Source organism: Methylosinus sp. DMC45, from assembly GCF_056313885.1.
In genome coordinates this window covers 1-19,794 of the sequence record NZ_JBQUZK010000036.1, presented here as the reverse complement: position 1 = coordinate 19,794, position 19,794 = coordinate 1, and the positions used below count along the sequence as shown (strand labels likewise).

The 19,794-nt window shown below is 65.5% G+C and carries 13 protein-coding genes; 4 read left to right on the top strand and 9 right to left on the bottom strand.

Going from position 1 to position 19,794, the window contains the following annotated elements:
• Positions 1–124 precede the first annotated feature (124 nt).
• The 3 genes from polA to ACT53T_RS09510 form a co-directional block, all read right to left on the bottom strand.
• Positions 125–3,112: a DNA polymerase I gene (gene polA, locus ACT53T_RS09520; RefSeq protein ID WP_476161027.1), complete on the bottom strand. Its 2,988-nt coding sequence runs from the start codon at positions 3,110–3,112 to the stop codon at positions 125–127.
• A 330-nt stretch (positions 3,113–3,442) separates the two neighbouring features.
• Positions 3,443–3,610 (bottom strand): hypothetical protein, encoded by a 168-nt coding sequence (locus tag ACT53T_RS09515; protein ID WP_018267973.1) that lies wholly within the window; start codon positions 3,608–3,610, stop codon positions 3,443–3,445.
• 123 nt (positions 3,611–3,733) lie between these two features.
• Positions 3,734–4,411, bottom strand: coding sequence for a S24 family peptidase (locus tag ACT53T_RS09510; protein WP_476161026.1), 678 nt, complete (start codon positions 4,409–4,411; stop codon positions 3,734–3,736).
• A 224-nt stretch (positions 4,412–4,635) separates the two neighbouring features.
• Here ACT53T_RS09510 and ACT53T_RS09505 point away from each other — a divergent pair, with 224 nt between their 5' ends.
• Together ACT53T_RS09505 and ACT53T_RS09500 are read left to right on the top strand one after the other, a co-directional pair.
• Positions 4,636–4,974 carry a hypothetical protein gene (locus ACT53T_RS09505; RefSeq protein WP_476161025.1) on the top strand — a complete coding sequence of 113 codons (339 nt, stop codon included), beginning with the start codon at positions 4,636–4,638 and terminating at the stop codon, positions 4,972–4,974.
• 314 nt (positions 4,975–5,288) lie between these two features.
• Entirely contained in the window at positions 5,289–5,918 is a 630-nt protein-coding gene (locus tag ACT53T_RS09500; protein WP_476161024.1) for a PadR family transcriptional regulator, read from the top strand.
• A gap of 60 nt (positions 5,919–5,978) precedes the next feature.
• Here ACT53T_RS09500 and glmS read toward each other — a convergent pair whose 3' ends face one another.
• From glmS to glmU, 4 genes are all read right to left on the bottom strand, one after another.
• Positions 5,979–7,805 (bottom strand): glutamine--fructose-6-phosphate transaminase (isomerizing), encoded by a 1,827-nt coding sequence (glmS, locus tag ACT53T_RS09495; protein WP_476161023.1) that lies wholly within the window; start codon positions 7,803–7,805, stop codon positions 5,979–5,981.
• A 76-nt stretch (positions 7,806–7,881) separates the two neighbouring features.
• A complete protein-coding gene (locus tag ACT53T_RS09490; protein WP_476161022.1) occupies positions 7,882–8,877 on the bottom strand; it encodes a hypothetical protein in 996 nt (331 codons plus the stop codon).
• Positions 8,778–9,617 (bottom strand): DMP19 family protein, encoded by an 840-nt coding sequence (locus tag ACT53T_RS09485; protein ID WP_476161165.1) that lies wholly within the window; start codon positions 9,615–9,617, stop codon positions 8,778–8,780. The genes ACT53T_RS09490 and ACT53T_RS09485 overlap by 100 nt, the downstream gene beginning before the upstream one ends.
• A gap of 227 nt (positions 9,618–9,844) precedes the next feature.
• Positions 9,845–11,203 (bottom strand): bifunctional UDP-N-acetylglucosamine diphosphorylase/glucosamine-1-phosphate N-acetyltransferase GlmU, encoded by a 1,359-nt coding sequence (glmU, locus tag ACT53T_RS09480; protein ID WP_476161021.1) that lies wholly within the window; start codon positions 11,201–11,203, stop codon positions 9,845–9,847.
• A gap of 264 nt (positions 11,204–11,467) precedes the next feature.
• On the opposite strand from glmU, the gene ACT53T_RS09475 reads away from it, so the two are divergent.
• Complete coding sequence (locus ACT53T_RS09475) at positions 11,468–13,009, top strand: OpgD/OpgG family glucan biosynthesis protein (protein WP_476161020.1); 1,542 nt, start codon at positions 11,468–11,470, stop codon at positions 13,007–13,009.
• On the top strand, positions 12,997–15,237 hold the full coding sequence (mdoH, locus tag ACT53T_RS09470; RefSeq protein WP_476161019.1) for a glucans biosynthesis glucosyltransferase MdoH: 2,241 nt from the start codon (positions 12,997–12,999) through the stop codon (positions 15,235–15,237). The genes ACT53T_RS09475 and mdoH overlap by 13 nt, the downstream gene beginning before the upstream one ends.
• A gap of 3 nt (positions 15,238–15,240) precedes the next feature.
• On the opposite strand, the gene ACT53T_RS09465 is transcribed toward mdoH, so the two are convergent.
• Together ACT53T_RS09465 and ACT53T_RS09460 are read right to left on the bottom strand one after the other, a co-directional pair.
• A complete protein-coding gene (locus ACT53T_RS09465; protein ID WP_476161018.1) occupies positions 15,241–17,751 on the bottom strand; it encodes a TonB-dependent receptor plug domain-containing protein in 2,511 nt (836 codons plus the stop codon).
• 400 nt (positions 17,752–18,151) lie between these two features.
• On the bottom strand, positions 18,152–19,396 hold the full coding sequence (locus ACT53T_RS09460; protein WP_476161017.1) for a glycosyltransferase family 4 protein: 1,245 nt from the start codon (positions 19,394–19,396) through the stop codon (positions 18,152–18,154).
• Between the last annotated feature and the right edge of the window lie 398 nt (positions 19,397–19,794).

The window sequence follows — 19,794 nt, the reverse complement described above, 5'->3', positions numbered from 1 at the left end:
CGCTCCTCGCGATGACGGGTGATAAAACAGGAGCCCGCGAAGCGGGCGTCTCGAAGGACGAGGGGGCTGCATTTGCCCGGCCGAACCGGCTTCGCGCCGCCGCTCTACGGAGCGTCGCCCCCCATCAATGCGCCTCGTCCCAATTCTGCGCGGCGCGGGCTTCCACTTCCAGCGGCACGGAGAGCGCCACGGCCGGATGCGGCGCTTCTTCCATCACGCGCTTGACGATGCGGATCGTCGCCTCGGCTTCGTCCTTCGGCGCCTCGAACACCAGCTCGTCATGCACTTGCAGCAGCATGCGCGCGCTCAGCCGCTCATGCGCGAGCGCTTCGTCCATGCGCGCCATGGCGCGGCGGATGATGTCGGCGGCCGCGCCTTGGATCGGCGCATTGATCGCCGCGCGCTCGAAGAAAGCGCGTTCCGAGGCGTTGGAGGAGCCGATGCGCGGGAAATGGCATTTGCGGCCGAAGATGGTGGTGACGAGGCCGTTCTCGCGCACGGCCTTGCGCGTCTTGTCCATATAGGCGCGAATGCCGGGGAAGCGCTCGAAATAGCGCTTGATATAGGCGGCCGCCTCCTCGCGCGGAATGGAGAGCTGATTGGCGAGGCCGAAGGCGGAAATGCCATAGATGATGCCGAAATTGATCGCCTTGGCGCGGCGGCGCACCTCTGACGGCATGCCCTGCACCGGCACGCCGAACATTTCGCTCGCCGTCATCGCGTGAATGTCGATGCCATCGGCGAAGGCCTGCCGCAATTGCGGAATATCGGCGATATGCGCGAGCAGCCGCAATTCGATCTGCGAATAATCCGCCGAGATGAGCACATTGCCGGGCTCGGCGACGAAGGCCGTGCGAATCTTGCGCCCCGCTTCATTGCGCACGGGGATGTTCTGCAGATTGGGGTCGGACGAGGAGAGCCGCCCCGTCGTCGTCGCGGCCAGCGCGTAAGATGTGTGGACGCGATGCGTCGTCTTGTTCACGAAGCCGGGCAGCGCATCCGTGTATGTCGATTTGAGCTTGGAGAGCTGCCGCCAATCCAATATTCGCGCGGCGAAAATATTGCCGCTCTCGGCCAATTCGTCGAGCACGCTGGCCGAGGTGGACCAGGCGCCGGTCGCGGTCTTCTTGGCGCCGGGCAGGCCCATCTTGCCGAAGAGAATATCGCCCAATTGCTTGGGCGAGCCGAGATTGAAGCTCTCGCCGGCGAGCTCGTGAATCTCGGCCTCGAGCCGCGCCATATCCTGCGCGAATTCGCCGGAGAGGCGCGAGAGAATATTGCGATCGATCGCAATTCCGCGCCGCTCCATTTTGGCGAGCACGCTCACCATGGGGCGCTCCAGCGTCTCATAGACGCTGGTCATATGCTCGGCGGCAAGGCGCGGCCTCAACGCGCGCCACAGACGCAGAGCGACATCGGAATCTTCCGCCGCATATTCGGTCGCTTTGTCGAGCGGCACGCGCGCGAAGCCGATGAAGCTGCGGCCGGAGCCGGCGACCGCCGAAAACGGAATGCATTCGTGGCCGAGATGCTTCTTCGAGAGCTCGTCGAGGCCGTGATTATTGCGGCCGGCGTCGAGCACATAAGAGATCAGCATCGTGTCCTCGATCGGCGCGACATCGATGCCGCAGCAGGCCAGAACGAGGAGATCATATTTCATATTATGCGCGATCTTCAGCACGCCGCGCGCTTCCAGCAGCGGCTTCAGATGCGCGAGCGCTTCCGCAAAAGGAATTTGCACGGGCGGCGGATCGCCGCCGAGCAGATCGGCGCCGGTGGGCGCGACATGCTGCAGCGGAATATAGCAGGCGCGTCCGGGCGCCGTCGCCAGCGAGACGCCGACGAGATCGCAGGACATTGGATCGAGCGAGGTCGTCTCCGTATCCATCGCGACGACGCCAATGGAGAAAGCTTCCGCGATCCAGGCGTCGAGCCGCTCGAGCGTCGTCACCGTCTCATAGAGCGATCGATCGATCTTGGTCGCGACGCCTTGCTCGCGCCGCGCCTCGGCGAGCGCGGCCGGGCCGAGCGCGCCCTTCTCTCCCGTGGCAGCGGTGGGCGCGCCCGGCGCAGCCGCTTCCGGCGCGGGCAGGGCGGGCGCCTCGGCGACCTCGCCATTGCGGCCGCGCCATCCCGCCGGGCCCACGAAGGCGGGGTCCGGCTCTATCTCATTCGCTTCGACGCCATAGGTCTCCGCCGCGCGGCGCGTGAGCTGTGTGAACTCCATCGCCTGCAGAAAGCCGACCAGCGTCTTGCCGTCCGGCTGATGCAGGCCGAGATCGTCGAGCGGAATCTCCAGCGGCGCGTCGTCGACGAGCTTCACCAGTCTCTCCGACGTGCGGATCAGCGCGACGCTCGCAGGATCGGTCAGCGTCTCGCGGCGCTTTGGCTGCTTGATCTCGCCGGCGCGCGCGAGCAGCGTGTCGAGATCGCCATATTCATTGATGAGCTGTGCGGCGGTTTTCACGCCAATGCCCTTGGCGCCCGGCACATTGTCAGTGGAATCGCCGGCGAGCGCCTGCACATCGACCACCTTCTCGGGCGGCACGCCGAAATAATCGACCACTTCGGCGACGCCGATGCGTCGCTCCTCGCGCGCGCCGGAAGCGGGATCATACATCGACACTTTATCGTCGATGAGCTGCATGAGGTCTTTGTCGGCGGAGACGATCAGCACATCGGCGCCGCGCGCTCGCGCTTCTTTGGCGTAAGTGGCGATGAGATCGTCCGCCTCATAGACGTCCTGCTCGATCGGCAGCAGGCCGAAGGCGCGCACGGCCGCGCGCATCAGCGGAAATTGCGGAATGAGATCGTCGGGCGGGTCCTGACGATGCGCCTTGTAGTCGGGGTAGATCTCCTTGCGGAAGGAGTTCTCCGATTTGTCGAAGATGATGGCGAGATGCGTCGGCGTGAGATCGGCCGCGCCCTCGCGGATGAATTGAAACAGCTTGGCGCAGAACAGCCGCACCGCGCCGGTCGGCAGGCGGTCCGTGCGATAATTATATTTCGCGTCCTGCCGTATCGACTGGAAATAGGCGCGAAAGACGAAGGACGAGCCGTCGACGAGGAAGACGCGGCTGTCGGGACCGACGGGCTTATGTGTGAGAGTCATCGCGCGAGGAGCATGAACGCTGGGCCCTCGAAGAGAGGGCGGAAAGGGCGCGCGCAAGATAGCCCCGATCTCTCGGCATGGATACCCCCGGCTCGTCTCCCGGCGCGGCGCCGCGCAGGCAAAAAGGCCTCGCGCGGCCGAAGCCGGCGAGGCAGTGGGGATCGTCACACTTACGGCGGCGACGGTAGCGTCTGCGCCGCGCCGTTGAACCGCCAATCGGCGAGAGGCGACGGGTCCAGCGCCGCGCGCAAAAAAAATCGCCCCGCTCGGGCGCGCGGGGCGAAGCGAAACGAGACGAATTCGGATGAATTGCGGCTCGCCGCGCGTTCCTCAATTGATCATGCGCGTGGTGGCGCCGGTGTCGCCCGTCACGCTCGCGCTCTTGGGCGAAATCCATTCTGGAACCTTCGTCAGCGCGACGGCGACGAAGGCGACGAGGCCGACCGCCCATATGACGATCTTGCCGTAATTCGTGCCGCCATGAACGTTCAACGCCATTGTTCCCTCCGTTGGTTTTTCTTCATTGGTCGCACGGCCGGATGGCTCGGCCATGCTGACGATGGCGAGACGTCGGCGGCTTTGACACCGCCAATTCGCGAAAGCGGAGGGGTCCAGCGCGCGTCAGAGCAAAGATTCGGTCCAGCGAATGCGGCCGTGGACGCAGAGGCGCTCGGCGCCGGCGCGCTCCAGCCTCTCGGGCTCGTAGCAGGCGCGATTGTCGGAGATCAGCGTGATCGCGCCATCCACATTGCGGCGCACGCGGCGGATCAACGGGCCATCGTCGAGCGAGACGAGATAGATGGCGTCGCCGATGATGTCGCGCTGCGAGCGGTCGATCAGCACGATCGCGCCATCCTCTATCGTCGGCCGCATGGAATCGCCGCGCGCGCGCAAAAATTCGAGCGCGTCGATCTCGGTTCCGAGGCGTCGCAGCAGAGCGCGCGGAAAGGCGATCCGCTCGCCGGCGATTTCTCCCTCCGCCGCCGCGCCGATCCGTAGCGGCGGGATTTGCGCCATATCCGGGCCGAGCGGAATCGCCGGCGGCGCGCCGGCCTCGAATATGGGAGCGCCGCGATCCAGCACCAGCCAGTCGAGCGAGACGCCCGTCACCTCGGCGATGCGGCCGAGCTTCTCGGCGGAGGCTTCGGTCTCGCCATTGAGATAGCGGCTATAAGTGGAGGAGGTGACGCCCGCATCCCGCAAAATTCTGGCCGGACCGCCCGCCGCATCGACCGCCTGGCCCAATCTCCGGGCGAGGCCGGCTCTGTCGAATGCGGGATTAGTTTTCGTTTCCGGCACACACTCTCTCATATTTGCTTGACAGAGACGCGCGAATGCGGGACCTTCGGCGCGGGGTTGGTTTCCATTTACGGTTAACATGCCGGATGTGGCGTGTCACCGTGGGGCTTGTTGCGCCCATGATTTGCAGTTGGAGAGATTTCGTCCGACGCGACAGCCTGCATGACGCGGATTCGTCTGGGCGTCGGGATTGTCGCCGCCCTACGGAAACCGGCCGCGCGGCGATGGGCAACGACAATCGGGCGACGATGTCGCCGGGCGCTGCGGGGATGGGCGACGCCGGCGATCGGCAATTCGCTCTGGCTCTGTCGCTGGCGCGCATGTTGTTGGCGACGCGCGGGCAATTCGCGCTGGCTTTGCGCGATCTCTGCTCGGCGCGATCGGGATGCGAGCGGCCGAATGGTCTCACGCTGCGCGTCATAGAGCAAAAGACGGATGATACGATCTACGCCTTGGGGCGGGGCGGGTCGGCGATGCTCGAGGAGACGCTGCGGCGCGCGATCGACGACATGATGAGCGAAGCCGCGCTCGGAGCCGGCGGCGCCCCTTACTTCGCCGATTAGCGCTTTCAGCCGAGGCGGCCGCCCGGTTCGGGGGGGCATGAACCGAGATTCGACCCTCGCCAGAAATCCAGACAACTCCCCTTGAAGCAAGCATCACGCGGATCGGAGGCGGCGTCGCCGTCGGGCGATCTTCGGGGAATGAAATTTCGGCGACGACGAGAATTCACGCGCCGCCTAGATTCGAACGATCGAGCGGCCGCTCGGCCTTCCTCCCTCCGCCAGGATTCTCTGACGAGATGATTTCTCAGAGCAGGGCTTGACTCGATTGTTATAAGATATATCTTAGAGCTGTCTAAATGAAAGGAGACACATTTATGAAGCATCATCACAAACATTGGGATCACGGCGGCCATCCGGCTTTCGCGCTGCGCGCTATGCGGGGCGGCGGGGACGAGCCTTTCGGCCGTGGCGGCCACGGAATGCGCGGCGCCGGTGGGCGGCATGGCTTCGGCCCCGGCGATGGCGAGCGTGGCGGCGGCCGCGGACGGCGGCGCATGTTCGAGGGCGGCGAGCTGCGGCTGGTGATCCTGCTGCTGCTGGAGAGCGAGCCGCGCCATGGCTATGACGTCATCCGCGAGATCGAGACGCGCACCGGCGGCGTCTATGCGCCGAGCCCCGGCATCGTCTATCCGACGCTGACCCTGCTCGAGGAGCTGGGACAGGTGGAGGTCCAGCCGACCGAGGGCGCCAAGAAGCTCTATGCGATCACCGATGCGGGCAAGGCCCATCTCGCGGAGAATCGCAAGGAGGCGGAGGCGGCGCTCGCCCGTTTCGAGGAGCTGCGCGCCAGAAGCGCGGGCGTAGATACGGGGCCGGTGTTCCGCGCCATGGGCAATCTGAAGACCGTGCTGCAGCAGCGCCTCTCCGGCGCGCCGGACAAGGAGCTGCTGTTTCAGGTCGCCGATCTCATCGACGAGGCGGCGCGCAAGATCGAGCGGCTGTGACGCTCACGGCGGCGAAGCCCCTTCATTCTGCGGAGCAGGTGTATTCGAGCCGAACGCGCCTCACTCCACTGTCACGCTCTTCGCCAGATTGCGTGGCTGGTCCACATCCTTCCCCATGAACACCGCCACATGATAGGCGAGCAATTGCACGGGGACGGCGTAGACCAGCGGCGCGAAGGCGCCGCTCATCTCTGGCAGCTCGATGAAGCCGGCCAGCTCGGCCGCCGCCGCCTCGCGCGCCGCGGCGGAGCCGATGAGAATGAGATGGCCGCCGCGCGCGGCGACCTCCTGCAGATTGGAGACGGTCTTCTCCAGAGTGGCGTCCGGCGGCGCCAGCACAATCACCGGCATGGCGTAGTCGATCAGCGCGATCGGCCCATGCTTCAGCTCGCCGGCGGCATAGCCCTCCGCATGAATATAGGAGAGCTCCTTCAGCTTCAGCGCGCCTTCCAGCGCCAGCGGATAGGCGCCGCCGCGGCCGAGATAGAGAACGCTGGAGGCGCGCGCCACATCGCGGGCGACCGGCTCGACCTTCGCCTCGCGGGCGAGGGCCGCGGCCATTTGGCCCGGCGTCTGCGCCAGCTCGCGCACCAGGCGCTTTTCGTCCGCCTCGCTCAGCACGCCGCGGGCGCGCCCGAGCGCAATGGCGAGGCTCGCGAAAACGGCGAGCTGACAGGTGAAGGCCTTGGTGGAGGCGACGCCGATCTCGGGGCCGGCGAGCGTCAGCGCGACGGTGTCGCTCTCGCGCGCGATGGTCGAGGTCTCGACATTGACGATGGAGAGAATGTGCTGGCCCTGCGCCTTGGCGTAGCGTAGCGCGGCGAGCGTGTCGGCCGTCTCGCCCGATTGCGAGACGACGATCATCAGCCCATTCTCGGCGAGCGGCGCCTCGCGATAGCGGAATTCCGAGGCGATATCGATGTCCACCGCGAGCCGCGCATAGCGCTCGATCCAATAGCGCGCAATGAGCCCGGCGTAGAAGGCCGTGCCGCAAGCCGATATTGTGACGCGCGAAAGCTTTTTGGGATCGAAAGGCAGAGCGAAGGGCAGGCGCACCTCGCCGGCCGAAAGATCGAGATAATGCGAGAGCGTGCGGCCGACGACCTCCGGCTGCTCGTGAATCTCCTTGGCCATGAAATGGCGGTAATTGCCCTTGTCCACGAGGAAGGAGCCCGCCTGCAAGGGCTGGCGGCGGCGCTCGGCCTCCTTGCCGGCGGCGTCGTAGAAGGTGATCTTCTCGCGCGTCAGCACGACATGATCGCCCTCCTCGAGATAGGCGATCTGGCGCGCGAAAGGCGCGAGCGCCAGAGCGTCGGAGCCGAGATAGACGCCTTCGTCGCCCCAGCCAGCGGCGAGCGGCGCGCCGCGGCGGGCGCCGATCATAAGATCCTCCTCGCCCTCGAAGAGGAAGGCGAGAGCGAAAGCGCCATTGAGCCGAGCGAGCGTGGCCGCGACCGCCTCGCGCGGCGCGGCGCCCTTGCTGCGCTCCTCGCCGACGAGATGGGCGACCACTTCCGTATCCGTCTCGGTGGCGAAGACATGCTCCTTGCCGGTCAGCTCCTCGCGCAATTCGCGAAAATTCTCGATGATGCCATTGTGGACCACGGCGAGCCCGCCGCTCGTATGCGGATGGGCGTTGGTCTCGGTGGGGCGGCCATGGGTGGCCCAGCGCGTATGGCCTATGCCGCTCGTCCCCTGCAGCGGCGAGGCGGCGAGCTTCTCCTCGAGATTGCGCAGCTTGCCGCTGGCGCGCAGGCGCGTGAGCTTGCCCTTCTCCAGCGTGGCGATGCCGGCGGAATCATAGCCGCGATATTCGAGCCGCTTCAGCGCCTCGACGAGAGAGGGCGCGACGGGCTCGCGTCCGAGAATGCCGACGATGCCGCACATGAAAGCTCTCCGAAAACGGTTGGCCCAGCCGCTTTCGTCATAGCCTGCGGCCCGGCCTTTGACGAGCTTAGCAGTTTCACGCGCGCTTCGAGGCGGCGCTCCCGCCCAAAAGCGCGCGTTCTCCGTCTTTTAGTAAACGAAACCCTTGTCGATAGGCTGTCCCGCTATCGACCACGGCGACGACGCTCACCAATTTTTCTTTTGATTCGATGTCGAAGCGGCCGGGGTCGAATGCCGACACGCCGACCGAGACAGGCGGCTTCGTTCGCGCGACGCGCGTGCGCATCACACGCACGATCGCGGTCCATCGTTCGGCTTTCGCTCGTGAACTCGCAAATCGCGACGCGAAAGCGACGACCCCTTTTGAATGGGCCTCGACCATGGGCTCGACCTTCGGCTTGGGATAGTCGGGCCAGAACAGCGCCAGATGCTCCACGAGCAGACCGAGGGTCGGGGCCAATTGCCAGCCGAGCGCTTTGGCGTGATGCAGCCGGACATTGGAGAAGAGCGAGGGCAGAGCGGTGAAGCTGGTCCCGGGCAGAACATCGGCGATGTTGCGCACGACATTGGGCCACCAATGCGCGATCTCGAAAAGCTGCCCCTCGACATTGTTGCGCTCCCGCAGGAAATCGTTTGGCGCGATGCGCGAGAGCGCCGCGAGCCGTTCGGGATCGAGGATGCGCAAGCCGGCCGCCGCAGCGGCGGCCATCGCGCCTATGTTGATGAGCATGGCCGCGCCTCTGTCCGGCCGCTCCAGAATCGCGATCGGCAGAGCTTCATCCGCCAGCGCGACGTCGAGCAATGTGTCGGCGATTATGAGGCGGATCAGCCCGTAATCCGCGCGCGTCGCGAAAAGCGGCGAAGCGGCGCGCGGCACATGGGCGAGAAATTTCGCGTTCTCGGCGAGATAGGACGCGTATATGGCGACCCGCGCGTTCGACGAGGCCCCAGCCAATGTGTCACAGAATGTGTTCATCGGCTGGGCGAAAAATTCGCCGAGCATCGCCTCCTTGCTCGTCTCGGCGAAAGCGGCTCGCGCCGTCTCGCGAATTTTGCGCGGCTTCTCTTCCATCGGCGCGCCGCTCCGTCGCCGATCGGCACGGGAGCGGAGGCGGGGTCGCGGAAAAAATGCACGCTCCGCAAAGAGGTTCCCGCATAGAGCATGGCTTTGTCGCCGCGCATGACGAGCGTGCGCCGCCCGCCGGATGTCGCCAATGTCCAGGCGATGCTGTCCGGTCCGGCTTTTTGGCCCACGCCGACATATTGAAACGCCACGCCGTCCCGGGCGCAGGTCGCACGCGCCGCGACATGTAGAGGATCTTTCGCGAAGATGGCGTCGGCTCGACGCCGGACAAGATCGGCGCGCGTCTCGCGCAGAGAATTGCGTCGCATCAGAGCGTCGCGCTCGGCGGCGAGGCGATCGGGCGACAGCGGCCGCATGATCGGAAGGGCGCGCAGCCACGCCGCATGGATTCGCTTCATGTCTTCGAGAACGAAGAAGCGATGGTCGAGGGGAGCGAAAGAGTCTCGGAAAAACCGGCCTCCCGACATGACTTCTTCGTTCAGAGCTGCGAGGCGCGCCGGTTCGGCGCTCATGAAAGCGAGAAATTCTTCGAAGACTTGCAGATGGTCCGACGCGCTCATCGCAGCGAGGCCGCATCGGCAATTCTCGATCATCCGCTCGGCCATGCCGCTGTTGAAGGCGAATTGCCGATGGCCGCCGTTGTTGACCTGGGCGAGATAATAATCCGAGTGATAGCTCCAGAAGGCTTGCTGCGCGATCTCGCCGGGGACGAGACGGGCTTCGTCCATCGCCCAGTTCACGAAATCGACGACCGCCTCGACCAGCTCTTCTTCTCCGGTCGTGTTTTCGGGAATGAGAATATTTTCAGCGATCAATCCTCGGGGTTCGAGGATTCGACCGTCATCCATCGGGTCAGATTCGACGCTATTCATAAAAAAATCCGGTCCGCGCGCTCGATCTCGAGCATCGGCGCTGGATCACGGTACAACGCTATAGAGTAAAACTCTACAGCGCTCTATTTTTTGTCCTTCTTCGCCTTCTGGACGCGGCGGAAGCTCTCCGCCCAGCCGGTCTTCTCCATCTGGCGGCCGCGGGCGACTGCGAGGGCGTCGGCGGCGACGTCCTTGGTGACGACCGAGCCGGAGCCGATATAGGCGCCGTCGCCGATCGTGACCGGGGCGACCAGCGCCGAATTGGAGCCGATGAAGGCGTTGTCGCCGATGATGGTGCGATATTTGAAGAAACCGTCGTAATTGCAGGTGATGACGCCGGCGCCGATGTTGGAATGCGCGCCGACGGAAGCGTCGCCGATATAGGTCAGATGATTGACCTTTGCGCCCTCGCCGATCTCGGCCCCCTTGATCTCGACGAAATTGCCGACCTTGGCCTGCGCTGCGAGCTTTGCGCCCGGCCGCAGCCGCCCATAGGGGCCGACTGTGGCGCGCTCGCCCACCAGCGCCCCCTCGAGATGAGAATAGGCGTGAATGACCGCGCCATCGGCGATCTCGACGCCGGGACCGATTACGACGCCGGGCTCGATCGTCACATCGCGGCCGATCTTCGTGTCATAGGAGAGAAAGACGGTCTGCGGGGCGATCAGCGTCGCGCCGCCGAGCATGGCCGCGCGGCGGAGGCGCTCCTGGGCGACGCATTCGGCGCGGGCGAGCTGGACGCGGTCGTTGACGCCGAGAACCTCCTCCTCCGCCGCGACCACGAGCCGCGTCCCCAGCCCGGCCGCGGCGGCGCGGGCGACGATATCGGTGAGATAATATTCTTTCTGCGCATTGGCGGCGTCGATCCCGTCCAATAGCGCCAGCGCCTTCGCGCCGGAAATGGCCATCAGCCCGGCGTTGCAGAGCCGGCAGGCGCGCTCGGCCGCGCTCGCGTCCTTCTCCTCCCGAATAGCGGCGGGGCGCCCTTCGGAGTCGCAGAGTATGCGGCCATAGCCATGCGGATCGGCGGCCTCGAAGGCGAGAACGGCGACGGCGGCGCCCTCGGCCAGCGCCGCGCGCAGGGCGGCGATCGTCTCGGCGCGCACCAGCGGCGTATCGGCGAAGAGCACGACGATATCGTCCGCCCCGGCGAAGGCCTCGTGCGCCGCCAGAACGGCATGGGCGGTGCCGAGCTGCTTCTCCTGAACGAAGATTTTGACGTCCGGCCGCTGGCGGCGGGCCTCGGCGGCGACATCCTCCTTGCCGGCGCCGATCACCACGGCGATCTTGTCCAGCGCGTCGGCCGCGGCCAGCACATGGCCGAGCATGGACCGCCCAGCGACCTCATGGAGGACCTTGGGCCGGCGCGATTTCATGCGCGTGCCCTCGCCGGCGGCGAGAATTACGGCGAGGGAGCGGCGGTCGGTCGGTCGAGCTTCCATCTTGCTGCGCGGCCTCTGGCTCATGGCGGGGAGGGGATGGCGGGGCGCGCGCCCGGCCGTTTTCCTCGCGTTCATATTCGTCCTGCTCATATGCGTCTTGGCAGATTCGCGGGCGGGGGAGCAAGCGCGGGCTCGGCGCGAGGTTTCCGCCGCGCAACCAAAAACAAAAGTTTCGTGTTCCGAAGTCCGGGCTTTCAGGTATATCCGATAGACAAGTCCGCCGTTTTTTCCCGCCCCTTCGTCAGTCACGGGTCCCGGTCCCGCATGTTCGTACGCAGAGACCTGTTGAAAGCCTCCTTGACCGCGCTCGCCGGCGGAATCTCCGGCGGCCGCGCTTTCGCCCAATCGGCTCCGCCGGCCCCGCCGCCGCCGGCGCCCGCAATTTTCGGCCGGGAGGTGGTGATCGAGCTCGCCCGCGCGCTCGCCAAGCGCCCTTTCGCCGCCCCCGGGGCGGAGCTGCGCGAGCCTTTCGCCAATCTGAGCTATGAGCAATATGTCGGCATAAAGACCAAGCCGGGCGCGGCCATATGGAGCGGCGAGAATCGCGGCTTCTCGGTCGAGCCGCTGCACAGGGGATTCATCTTCGGCGCGCCGGTCGAGCTCTATGTCGTCGAGGACCGGATCGCCAAGCGAGTCGCCTATGACCAGGCGAAATTCGACTATGGCGGTCTGAAGGTCGGCGACAAGCTGCCGGATATCGGCTTTTCCGGCTTCCGCATTCTCGCGCCCCAAGGCGCCGGCGCGCCGGACACGGAGCTGGCGCTGTTCCAAGGCGCCAGCTTCTATCGGGCGCTCGCCCGCGGCCAGACTTTGGGCGTCACCGCCCGCGGCCTCTCCATCCGCACCGCCGATCCGCGCGGCGAGGAGTTCCCGGTCTTCCGCAGCTTCTGGATCGAGAAGCCGACGCTCGCCGGCAACGCCCTCGTCATTCACGCTCTGCTCGACTCGCAGAGCGTCACGGGGGCCTATCTGTTCACGCTGCGGCCGGGCGAGGCGACGATCATCGACGCGGAATTCACGCTGTTCCCGCGCGTCGCCATCGATCATCTGGGGCTCGGCGGCGCGGCGGCGGCCTCTCTGTTCACGCCGCTCGACCATCGCCGCTCGGATGATCCGCGTCCCTTCGTCGCCGAGACCAATGGGCTGCAAATGCTCACCGGCAAGGACGAATGGCTGTGGCGCCCGGTCTCCAATCGCGACACGCTGCAAATCTCGGCCTTTGTCGACTCCAATCCGAAGGGCTTCGGATTTTTGACGCGCGACCGTGACATAGAGACCTATCAGGACGACATACAGCATTGGGAGCTGCGTCCTTCGCTCTGGGTGGAGCCGATCGGCGATTGGGGCGAGGGCTCGGTGCAGCTGGTCGAAATCCCCTCCGAATCGGAGGTGAACGCCAATATCGTCGCCTATTGGCGGCCCAAGCAGCCGCTCGCCGCGGGCAAGGAGGCGACCTTCGCCTATCGGCAGTTCTGGTGCTGGAGCCCGCCGGCGCGTCCGCCTTTCGCGGTCGCCGTCTCGGCTTTCGGCGGCCGCGCGCCTTCGCCGAAACTGCGCCGCTTTATCGTCCAGTTTGCAGGCGATAATCTGGGCGATCCGCAACGTGTCGCCAATCTGCGGCCCGTCTTGACGACATCGCCCGGATCGGCGACGAACATTCGCATCTATCCTAATCCGAAGGCGAAGACATGCCGCGTCGTCTTCGACGTCGATCCCGCCGGCGAGACCTTTTGCGAGCTGCGCCTCGTCCTCCATTCGGGCGACGAGCCGATCAGCGAAACCTGGCTCTATAGATGGACGGTGTAGCTCTCTCTCTCGTCGAACCCGTTCCGCCGGACGTCGCCGCCCCGCCGCCGCCCGTCGATCCCGCCGCCGCGCCGCCCATGCCGGCGGAGCGCCGGCTCGAGATGCCGACGCAATCCTTCTGGCGCTTCAAGGCGAAGGAGCGTCGCCGGCGCTTGGCGCCGAAGCTCTGGCGCACGCCTTGGATCTCGCGCTTCGTCACCTTCGGCGGCGGCCTCGCGCTCACCGTTTATGGCGGCTACGAGATGTACCGCGTCATCGACGTCGGCGGCGTCACCACGCTGAAATGGGCGCTGCTCGCGCTCTTCGTGCTGAACTTCTCCTGGATCGCGCTCTCTTTCGCCAGCGCCGTCGTCGGCTTTGTCGCGCTGCTCTTCGCGCGCCGGCCGCCGCCGCCGCCGGAAACGCTCACAGCGCGCACCGCCGTCGTCATGCCCATCTACAATGAGGCGCCGAGCCGCGTCTTCGGCGCGCTGCAGGCCATATTGCAGGATGTGGAGGCGACCGGCCTCGGCGCGCATTTCGACTGGTTCTTCCTCTCCGACACCACGAACCCCGATATTTGGATCGCCGAGGAGCGCGCCTTCGCCGCTATGCGCCGCAGGCTGGGGCCGCAGGCGCGCATCTATTATCGCCGGCGGGAGAAGAACGTCAGCCGCAAGGCCGGCAATATCGCCGATTTCGTCACCCGCTGGGGCGGCGCCTATGAGCATATGGTGGTGCTCGACGCCGACAGCCTGATGGCCGGCGACGCCATCGTGCGCCTCGCCGCCGCGATGGAGGCCGACCCGGACGCCGGCATCATCCAGACGCTGCCGCTCATCATCAATCGCAACACGCTGTTCGCGCGCGTGCAGCAATTCGCGGCGCGCATCTATGGTCCCGTCATCGCCGCCGGCCTCTCGCAATGGATGGGGCGCGACGGCAATTATTGGGGCCATAACGCCATCATCCGCACAGAGGCTTTCGCGCATCATTGCGGCCTGCCCGATCTCAAGGGCCGTCCGCCCTTCGGCGGGCATATTCTCAGCCATGATTTCGTCGAGGCGGCGCTCATTCGCCGCGCCGGCTACTCGGTCTATATGATGCCGACGCTCGGCGGCTCCTTCGAGGAGAGCCCGCCCTCGCTGATCGATCTCTCCATCCGCGATCGTCGCTGGTGTCAGGGCAATCTGCAGCATTCGCGCATTCTGGGCGCGCGCGGATTCCATTGGGCGACGCGGCAGCATTTCCTCACCGGAATCTTCGGCTATCTCACCTCGCCGCTGTGGCTCTGCCAGCTCCTGGTCGGCATCGCGCTCGTCTTTCAGGCGAGCTATTTCCGGCCCGAATATTTCACTGCCAAATTCACGCTCTTTCCGGTGTGGCCGCGCTTCGATGCGGAGCGCTCGCTGGCGCTGTTCGCGCTCACAATGGCGATATTGCTGGCGCCGAAATTCTTCGGCCTCATTCTCGCGATGATCGATCGCGAGACGCGGCGCGGCTCCGGCGGCATTATCATGCTGCTGATCTCGACTCTGTTCGAGGTGCTGATGTCGGCGCTGCTCGCGCCGATCATGATGCTGATCCAGACCGGCCATGTCTTTCACATTCTCTTCGGCGCCGACACGGGCTGGGACCCGCAGCGGCGAGACGACGGCTCGGTTCCCTTCAAGGCGATCGTGCGTCGTCACCGCGCGCATATGGCGCTCGGCGTGCTCACCCTCGTCGCCGGCCTGATGATCTCGCCCTCGCTCGTCGCCTGGATGTCGCCGACCATCGCCGGCCTCATATTGGCGATCGGCATTTCCTACATCACCGGCCAGCGCTGGCTCGGTCTCGTGTTCCGCCGCGCTGGCGTGCTGGTGACGCCGGAGGAGACGACGACGCCCAAGATCGCGCGCAAGGGGCGGGCGTTGCACCGCCTGCTGGCGCGTGTCGGCCAGGACGAGGAGAATTGCCTCGTCGCCATCCACGGCGACCCCGAGCTGCGCGCGCTGCACGAGGCATGGCTGCCGGCGCGCCCGCCGCGCAAGCGCGGCTCCATCTCGGCCGATCGCGCTTTGGCGGAGGCCAAGCTCGCCGACGCCGAATCGCTCGAGGATGCGGTCGAATGGCTCGATCGCAGCGAGCGCCTCGTCGTGCTCGGCGACCGCGCTCTGCTCGGCATGCTGGCGCGCCTGCCGCGCCGGGTCGAGAAGGAGAAAGAAGAAGCCGCGGCGCGAGAGGATGCGACGCGGCTCGCGAGCTGAGCGTCAGAACTTCAGCGAGACGCGGGCGTAATAATAGCCGCCATTGACGCCGAAGGGCGAGAAGGTCGGGAAGATGCCGGCGCCGAGGCTGCGCGTCCAGGGCAGGGTCTGATCGGGCCGCACGCCGAAGAGATTGTTGCCGCCGATCGCCGCGCGCAGGCCCGAGCCGAAATCATAGGCGATCTCGCCATCGGTGATGAATTTCGGCGTGATGACATTGGTGTAGAAGGGCGCGCTGCCGGTGAGCGGCGAGGCGACGACCGAGCTGACGTTGCCATATTGCGTGAAATGCAGCGCGAATGTCCAGGCGTCATAGCTGTAGGACCCGCCGAACACGACCTTGGTTCGCGGCGTGAGATCGGTGATGTTCGATCGCGCCGCGGCGTTGAGCAGCGGCGCGCCGTTGAAGGCCGCCGGCGACTGCGCCACGGAGAGGATCGTCGTCTCGAGGAAGCTCGCCGCCGCGTCGAAGCGCAGCGCGCCATAGGGGCCGAGATCATAGGCGTAATCGGCCTTCACATCGACGCCGCGCGTGCGCGTGAAGGCGCCGTTGACAAAGAAGCTGACCGTGCCGGTCGCGCCCGCCTGCAGCGTGTTGCCGCTCGCGGCGATGGCGGCGAGCGCGGAGGGGCCGGTGAGGCTGCCCGTCGCGACGATGCGATCACGCAGGTCGATCTGATAGGCGTCGACCGAGACATGCAGATCGGGGAGCGGCTCCGTCACCACGCCGAGGCTGATATTGGTCGATTTTTCCGGCTTGAGCGGCTGCGCGCCGGCGACGCTCGCCGCGGAGGAGTTGGGCGGCAGGACGATATTGGCGGTGGTCGGCGAGACGGTCGTCTGTGAGAAGAACTGCTCTGCGAGAGTGGGCGCGCGAAAGCCGGTGCTGACGGTGCCGCGGAGCGCGATGGCGGGAGAAATGTCGTAGCGCGTCGATAGCTTGCCGTTGATCGTGTCGCCGAAGTCGTTGAACGTCTCGTAGCGGCCGGCGATGTCGATCTTCCAATCGGGCAGCGGCTTGCTGCTGATGTCGGCATAGCCGGCGAAGGACTCGCGGCTGTGGTCGCTGGCGTCGGTCGGCCGTATGCCGACCCAGGCGGCCGGGCCGGAGGAATAATAGGAGAAGAAGTCGCCCTGGCGGACCGCATAGGTCTCATGGCGATTCTCCGCGCCTATCGAGATGTTCACCGGCGCGGGCAGGAAGCTCGGCGCGAATTCCTTGCCGAGATCGAGATTGATGGTGCGCAGCGTGCGGAAATATTGGCCGATGTAGAATTGCCGCGGCGTCCAGCCGGCGCCGAAGGCTTTGAGCGTGTCGTTGAACAGCGCGACATTGGCGGATTGGTTCAGCCCGACGTCGATTTTGTCGGAGCCATAGGTCAGGCTGATATCCCATCGGACATCATCCAAGACCTTGCCCTTGGCGCCGCCGCTCAACGACCAGTCTTCCTCGTGAATGGTCTCGCCCGGAACGAAGCCGGAAGGGTCGATGATCTTGTTCGCCGCCGTACCGTTGAGATTGGGCGCGCGATAGTTCTGGAAGGATTCGCCGCGCCGTCCCGCGCCCGTGCCGAAGAGATAGAGCTGCACGCCATTGTCGAGCTCATATCCGGCGTTGAGGCCGGCCGAGCCGGTGATATAGGCCGCATCGCCGATGATGGCCGACACATTGGGATCGACCCAAGGATAGGGCGTGCCGGGGCCGACGCGCAGGCCGGTGCCGTCCTGCGTGCGATCCGGTCCCGTCTGATTGCTGTGCAGATGCGAGGTGAGATCGGCGCCGAGCGTCAGAAATCCCTGGTCGCCGAGCGCGAAGCTCTTGTCCGCCTGCAGATTGCGCGTCAGCCCATTGCCATGCGTGTTGGAATTGTAGCTCTGCCCATAGGAGCCGACGAGCGCTGAGAGTCCGCCGCCCTCGGAATCGGCTTTCAATATGACGTTGATCACGCCGGCGATTGCGTCGGAGCCATATTGGGCGGCGGCGCCGTCCTCGAGAATCTCGACGTGATCGACGAGCGCAACGGGTATGAGATCGAGATCGGCGCCGGCCGCGCCCTTGGTGAAGCCGGTCGAGGACAGATTGGCGGTGCCGTGCCGCCGCTTGCCGTTGACGAGCACGAGCACATGGCTGGCGGTCAGGCCGCGCAGCCGCGGCGAGCGCACCAGATTGTTGATGTCGCCGCCGACGCCATAGATCGAATAGGAAGGATCGAGCCGCTGCAGCGCATCGACGAGATTTGTGCGTCCCGTCGCCTTCAGCCTCTCGCCGCTCAGCACCGTGATCGGCGCCGTGCTCTCGCGCGCCTTGACGCCATAGTCGCGCGTGCCGGTCACGATGACGTCCTCGATCGCCGCCTCGCGCGGCTTCTGCTCGCCGCTGTCCAGCGCGCGCGTCGATGGCGAAAAGATCGCCGCCGCCAGCGCCAGCGCGCTCGCGCCGAGGCGCTTGGCCAGCGGCGGGAATGATGGAGAGGCTGCGCGAGCGGAGCGGAGGTCGGCGCGAAGGAAAGTCATTGCTAGTCTCCTCAAAAAAGAACGAATTGGCGTGCTCGCGCCGGCCGATGTCGATCGACGTCCATCTGGCTGAATTATCCGCAGCCTAAACGCTGCGCTCGAGCTCATGCAAGGCAAAATTGTCAATCAATTCAATACATATAGCAGTATCTGTAGAATTAATTCCATTATTATCGAGGGTATTCGAAGCATATATTTCGAATATGCGGCGCTCTTCGTCGATTCATTCCATCCTGCAGCGAATATCGAGAATTTTCATGCGCCGGCCGCCGCAGGGCGCGGAAGCGCTGCGTTCATTCCCCGCCATCTCGCGGTCAGTCTTGACCAATGCCGCGCCAAAGAGAAGGAAGTCTTCGCGAGCGCGTCCTCGCGACGAATATCATCGTCACGGACGACCAGATCAGGAAGAGGTCCTGTGGCGCTCGACGATCTCTTCATAGACGGCGAGAATGCGCTCGACATGCCGATCCAGCGTCGGCGGATCGCGCCAATAGGCGGCGTGCGCGCCGGCCGACAGGCGCGCGGCCAGCGCGTCGTCCTTCATCCGCGTCAGCGCGCCGGCGAGCGATTCGACATTGGCGCTCGTAAACCAGAGGCCGGTCTCGCCATTCGTCACCTCCTCGCGGCCGGCGCAGACGTCGGAGACGATGACGGGCGTTCCCATCGCCTTGGCTTCCATCACGGTGAGCGGCTGGCCCTCGTACCAGAGCGAGGGGAAGACCAGCGCCCGCGCCGCGCGCATATGGGCTCGCGCCTCGCTCGGCGGCAGCCAGCCGAGGAAGCGCGCCTGCGGATAACGCCCGCGCAGCTCCTCGCCGATCGGCCCGTCGCCGATGAAGACCGGCGTGACGCCCGCGCGCGCCGCCGCCTCGGCGAAGAGAAAGGCGCCCTTTTCCGGCGACAGGCGCCCGACGAAGATGAAATCCCCCGAGGCCGGGTCGCTCTTGGGGCCGAGGTCCTGCGCATCCACCGGATTAGAGACGCGATGCAGCCGCACGCCTTGGGGCAGATAGCGGCCGATGATCTCCTCCTGATAATTCGAGATGCAGATGTAATCGTCGAAGAGCTCGGCGAATTTGGCGGGGCCGCGCGCATAGGCGAGGCGGGCGCTGCGCCAGATCTTGCGCGGATAATTCACAGCATCGCAGGCCGTCGCCCAGCAGGCGGCGGAGAGCGGCTCCAGCCGGCAGAGCTCGTGCTTCTGATAATTGTAGAAGCCGCCATTGGGACAGAAGAGGAAATATTCGTGCAGCGTGTAGACGCGCGGCAGGCCGGAGGCGCGGATCGGCGCGGCGATGGCCGGCGACAGCGCCTTGGCCCAGCCATGCACATGGACGATCGTATTGTCGCGCGGCAGGCGGGCGAGCAGATCGCTCAGCGCCTTGGCGGCGCGCAGGTTCCATGTGCCTTGAAAGGCGGCGGCGATCCGCGAAGGATTGCCGAGAAGGTCATGCTGGCCGAGGCAGACGACCTCTATGCCGGCCGCCGTGAGCCGCTCGTCCACCGGCGCCGCCGAGGCGAAGACGATCGGCCGCGCGCCATGGGCGGCGAGGCCCAATGCGCTCTCGATCGCCACCTTGGCCTGGCCGCCGGTGACGGAGGCGTGGTCGATGCAGATGACGACATTGGGCGCGAAACCGGCCATTGGGGCTCCCGAGGAAAGGCTCTGACGCGAGCTTAGGCCAACGCCCATTAAGCCGAGGTAAGCGCCGCCTTGGCGCGGGCTCGCCCGATCAGACCGACGGGCATGCGCCGATCTTCCGAGGCGCCGCACACGGCAGGATAAATTGTCATGCCTGGATCTCGCTATCCGCCGGGAAGATATTATCTATTGTTTTTCAACATGATACAAATTTCACGACGGTTTCGTGAAAATTTTTGAAACGAGCCGTTGACAGTGCTGCGGGGGCGGTCCTATAAGGCGTTCATCGACGGCGGCGCTGCCAACGAGCGGCGAGCGAAGTCGTTTCTTCGTCTTTTGGGGAGTTGGCCAACCTGGCTGGTTCGTCGGGACGAAGAAGCGTCTCTGGAATTGGGGCTTCG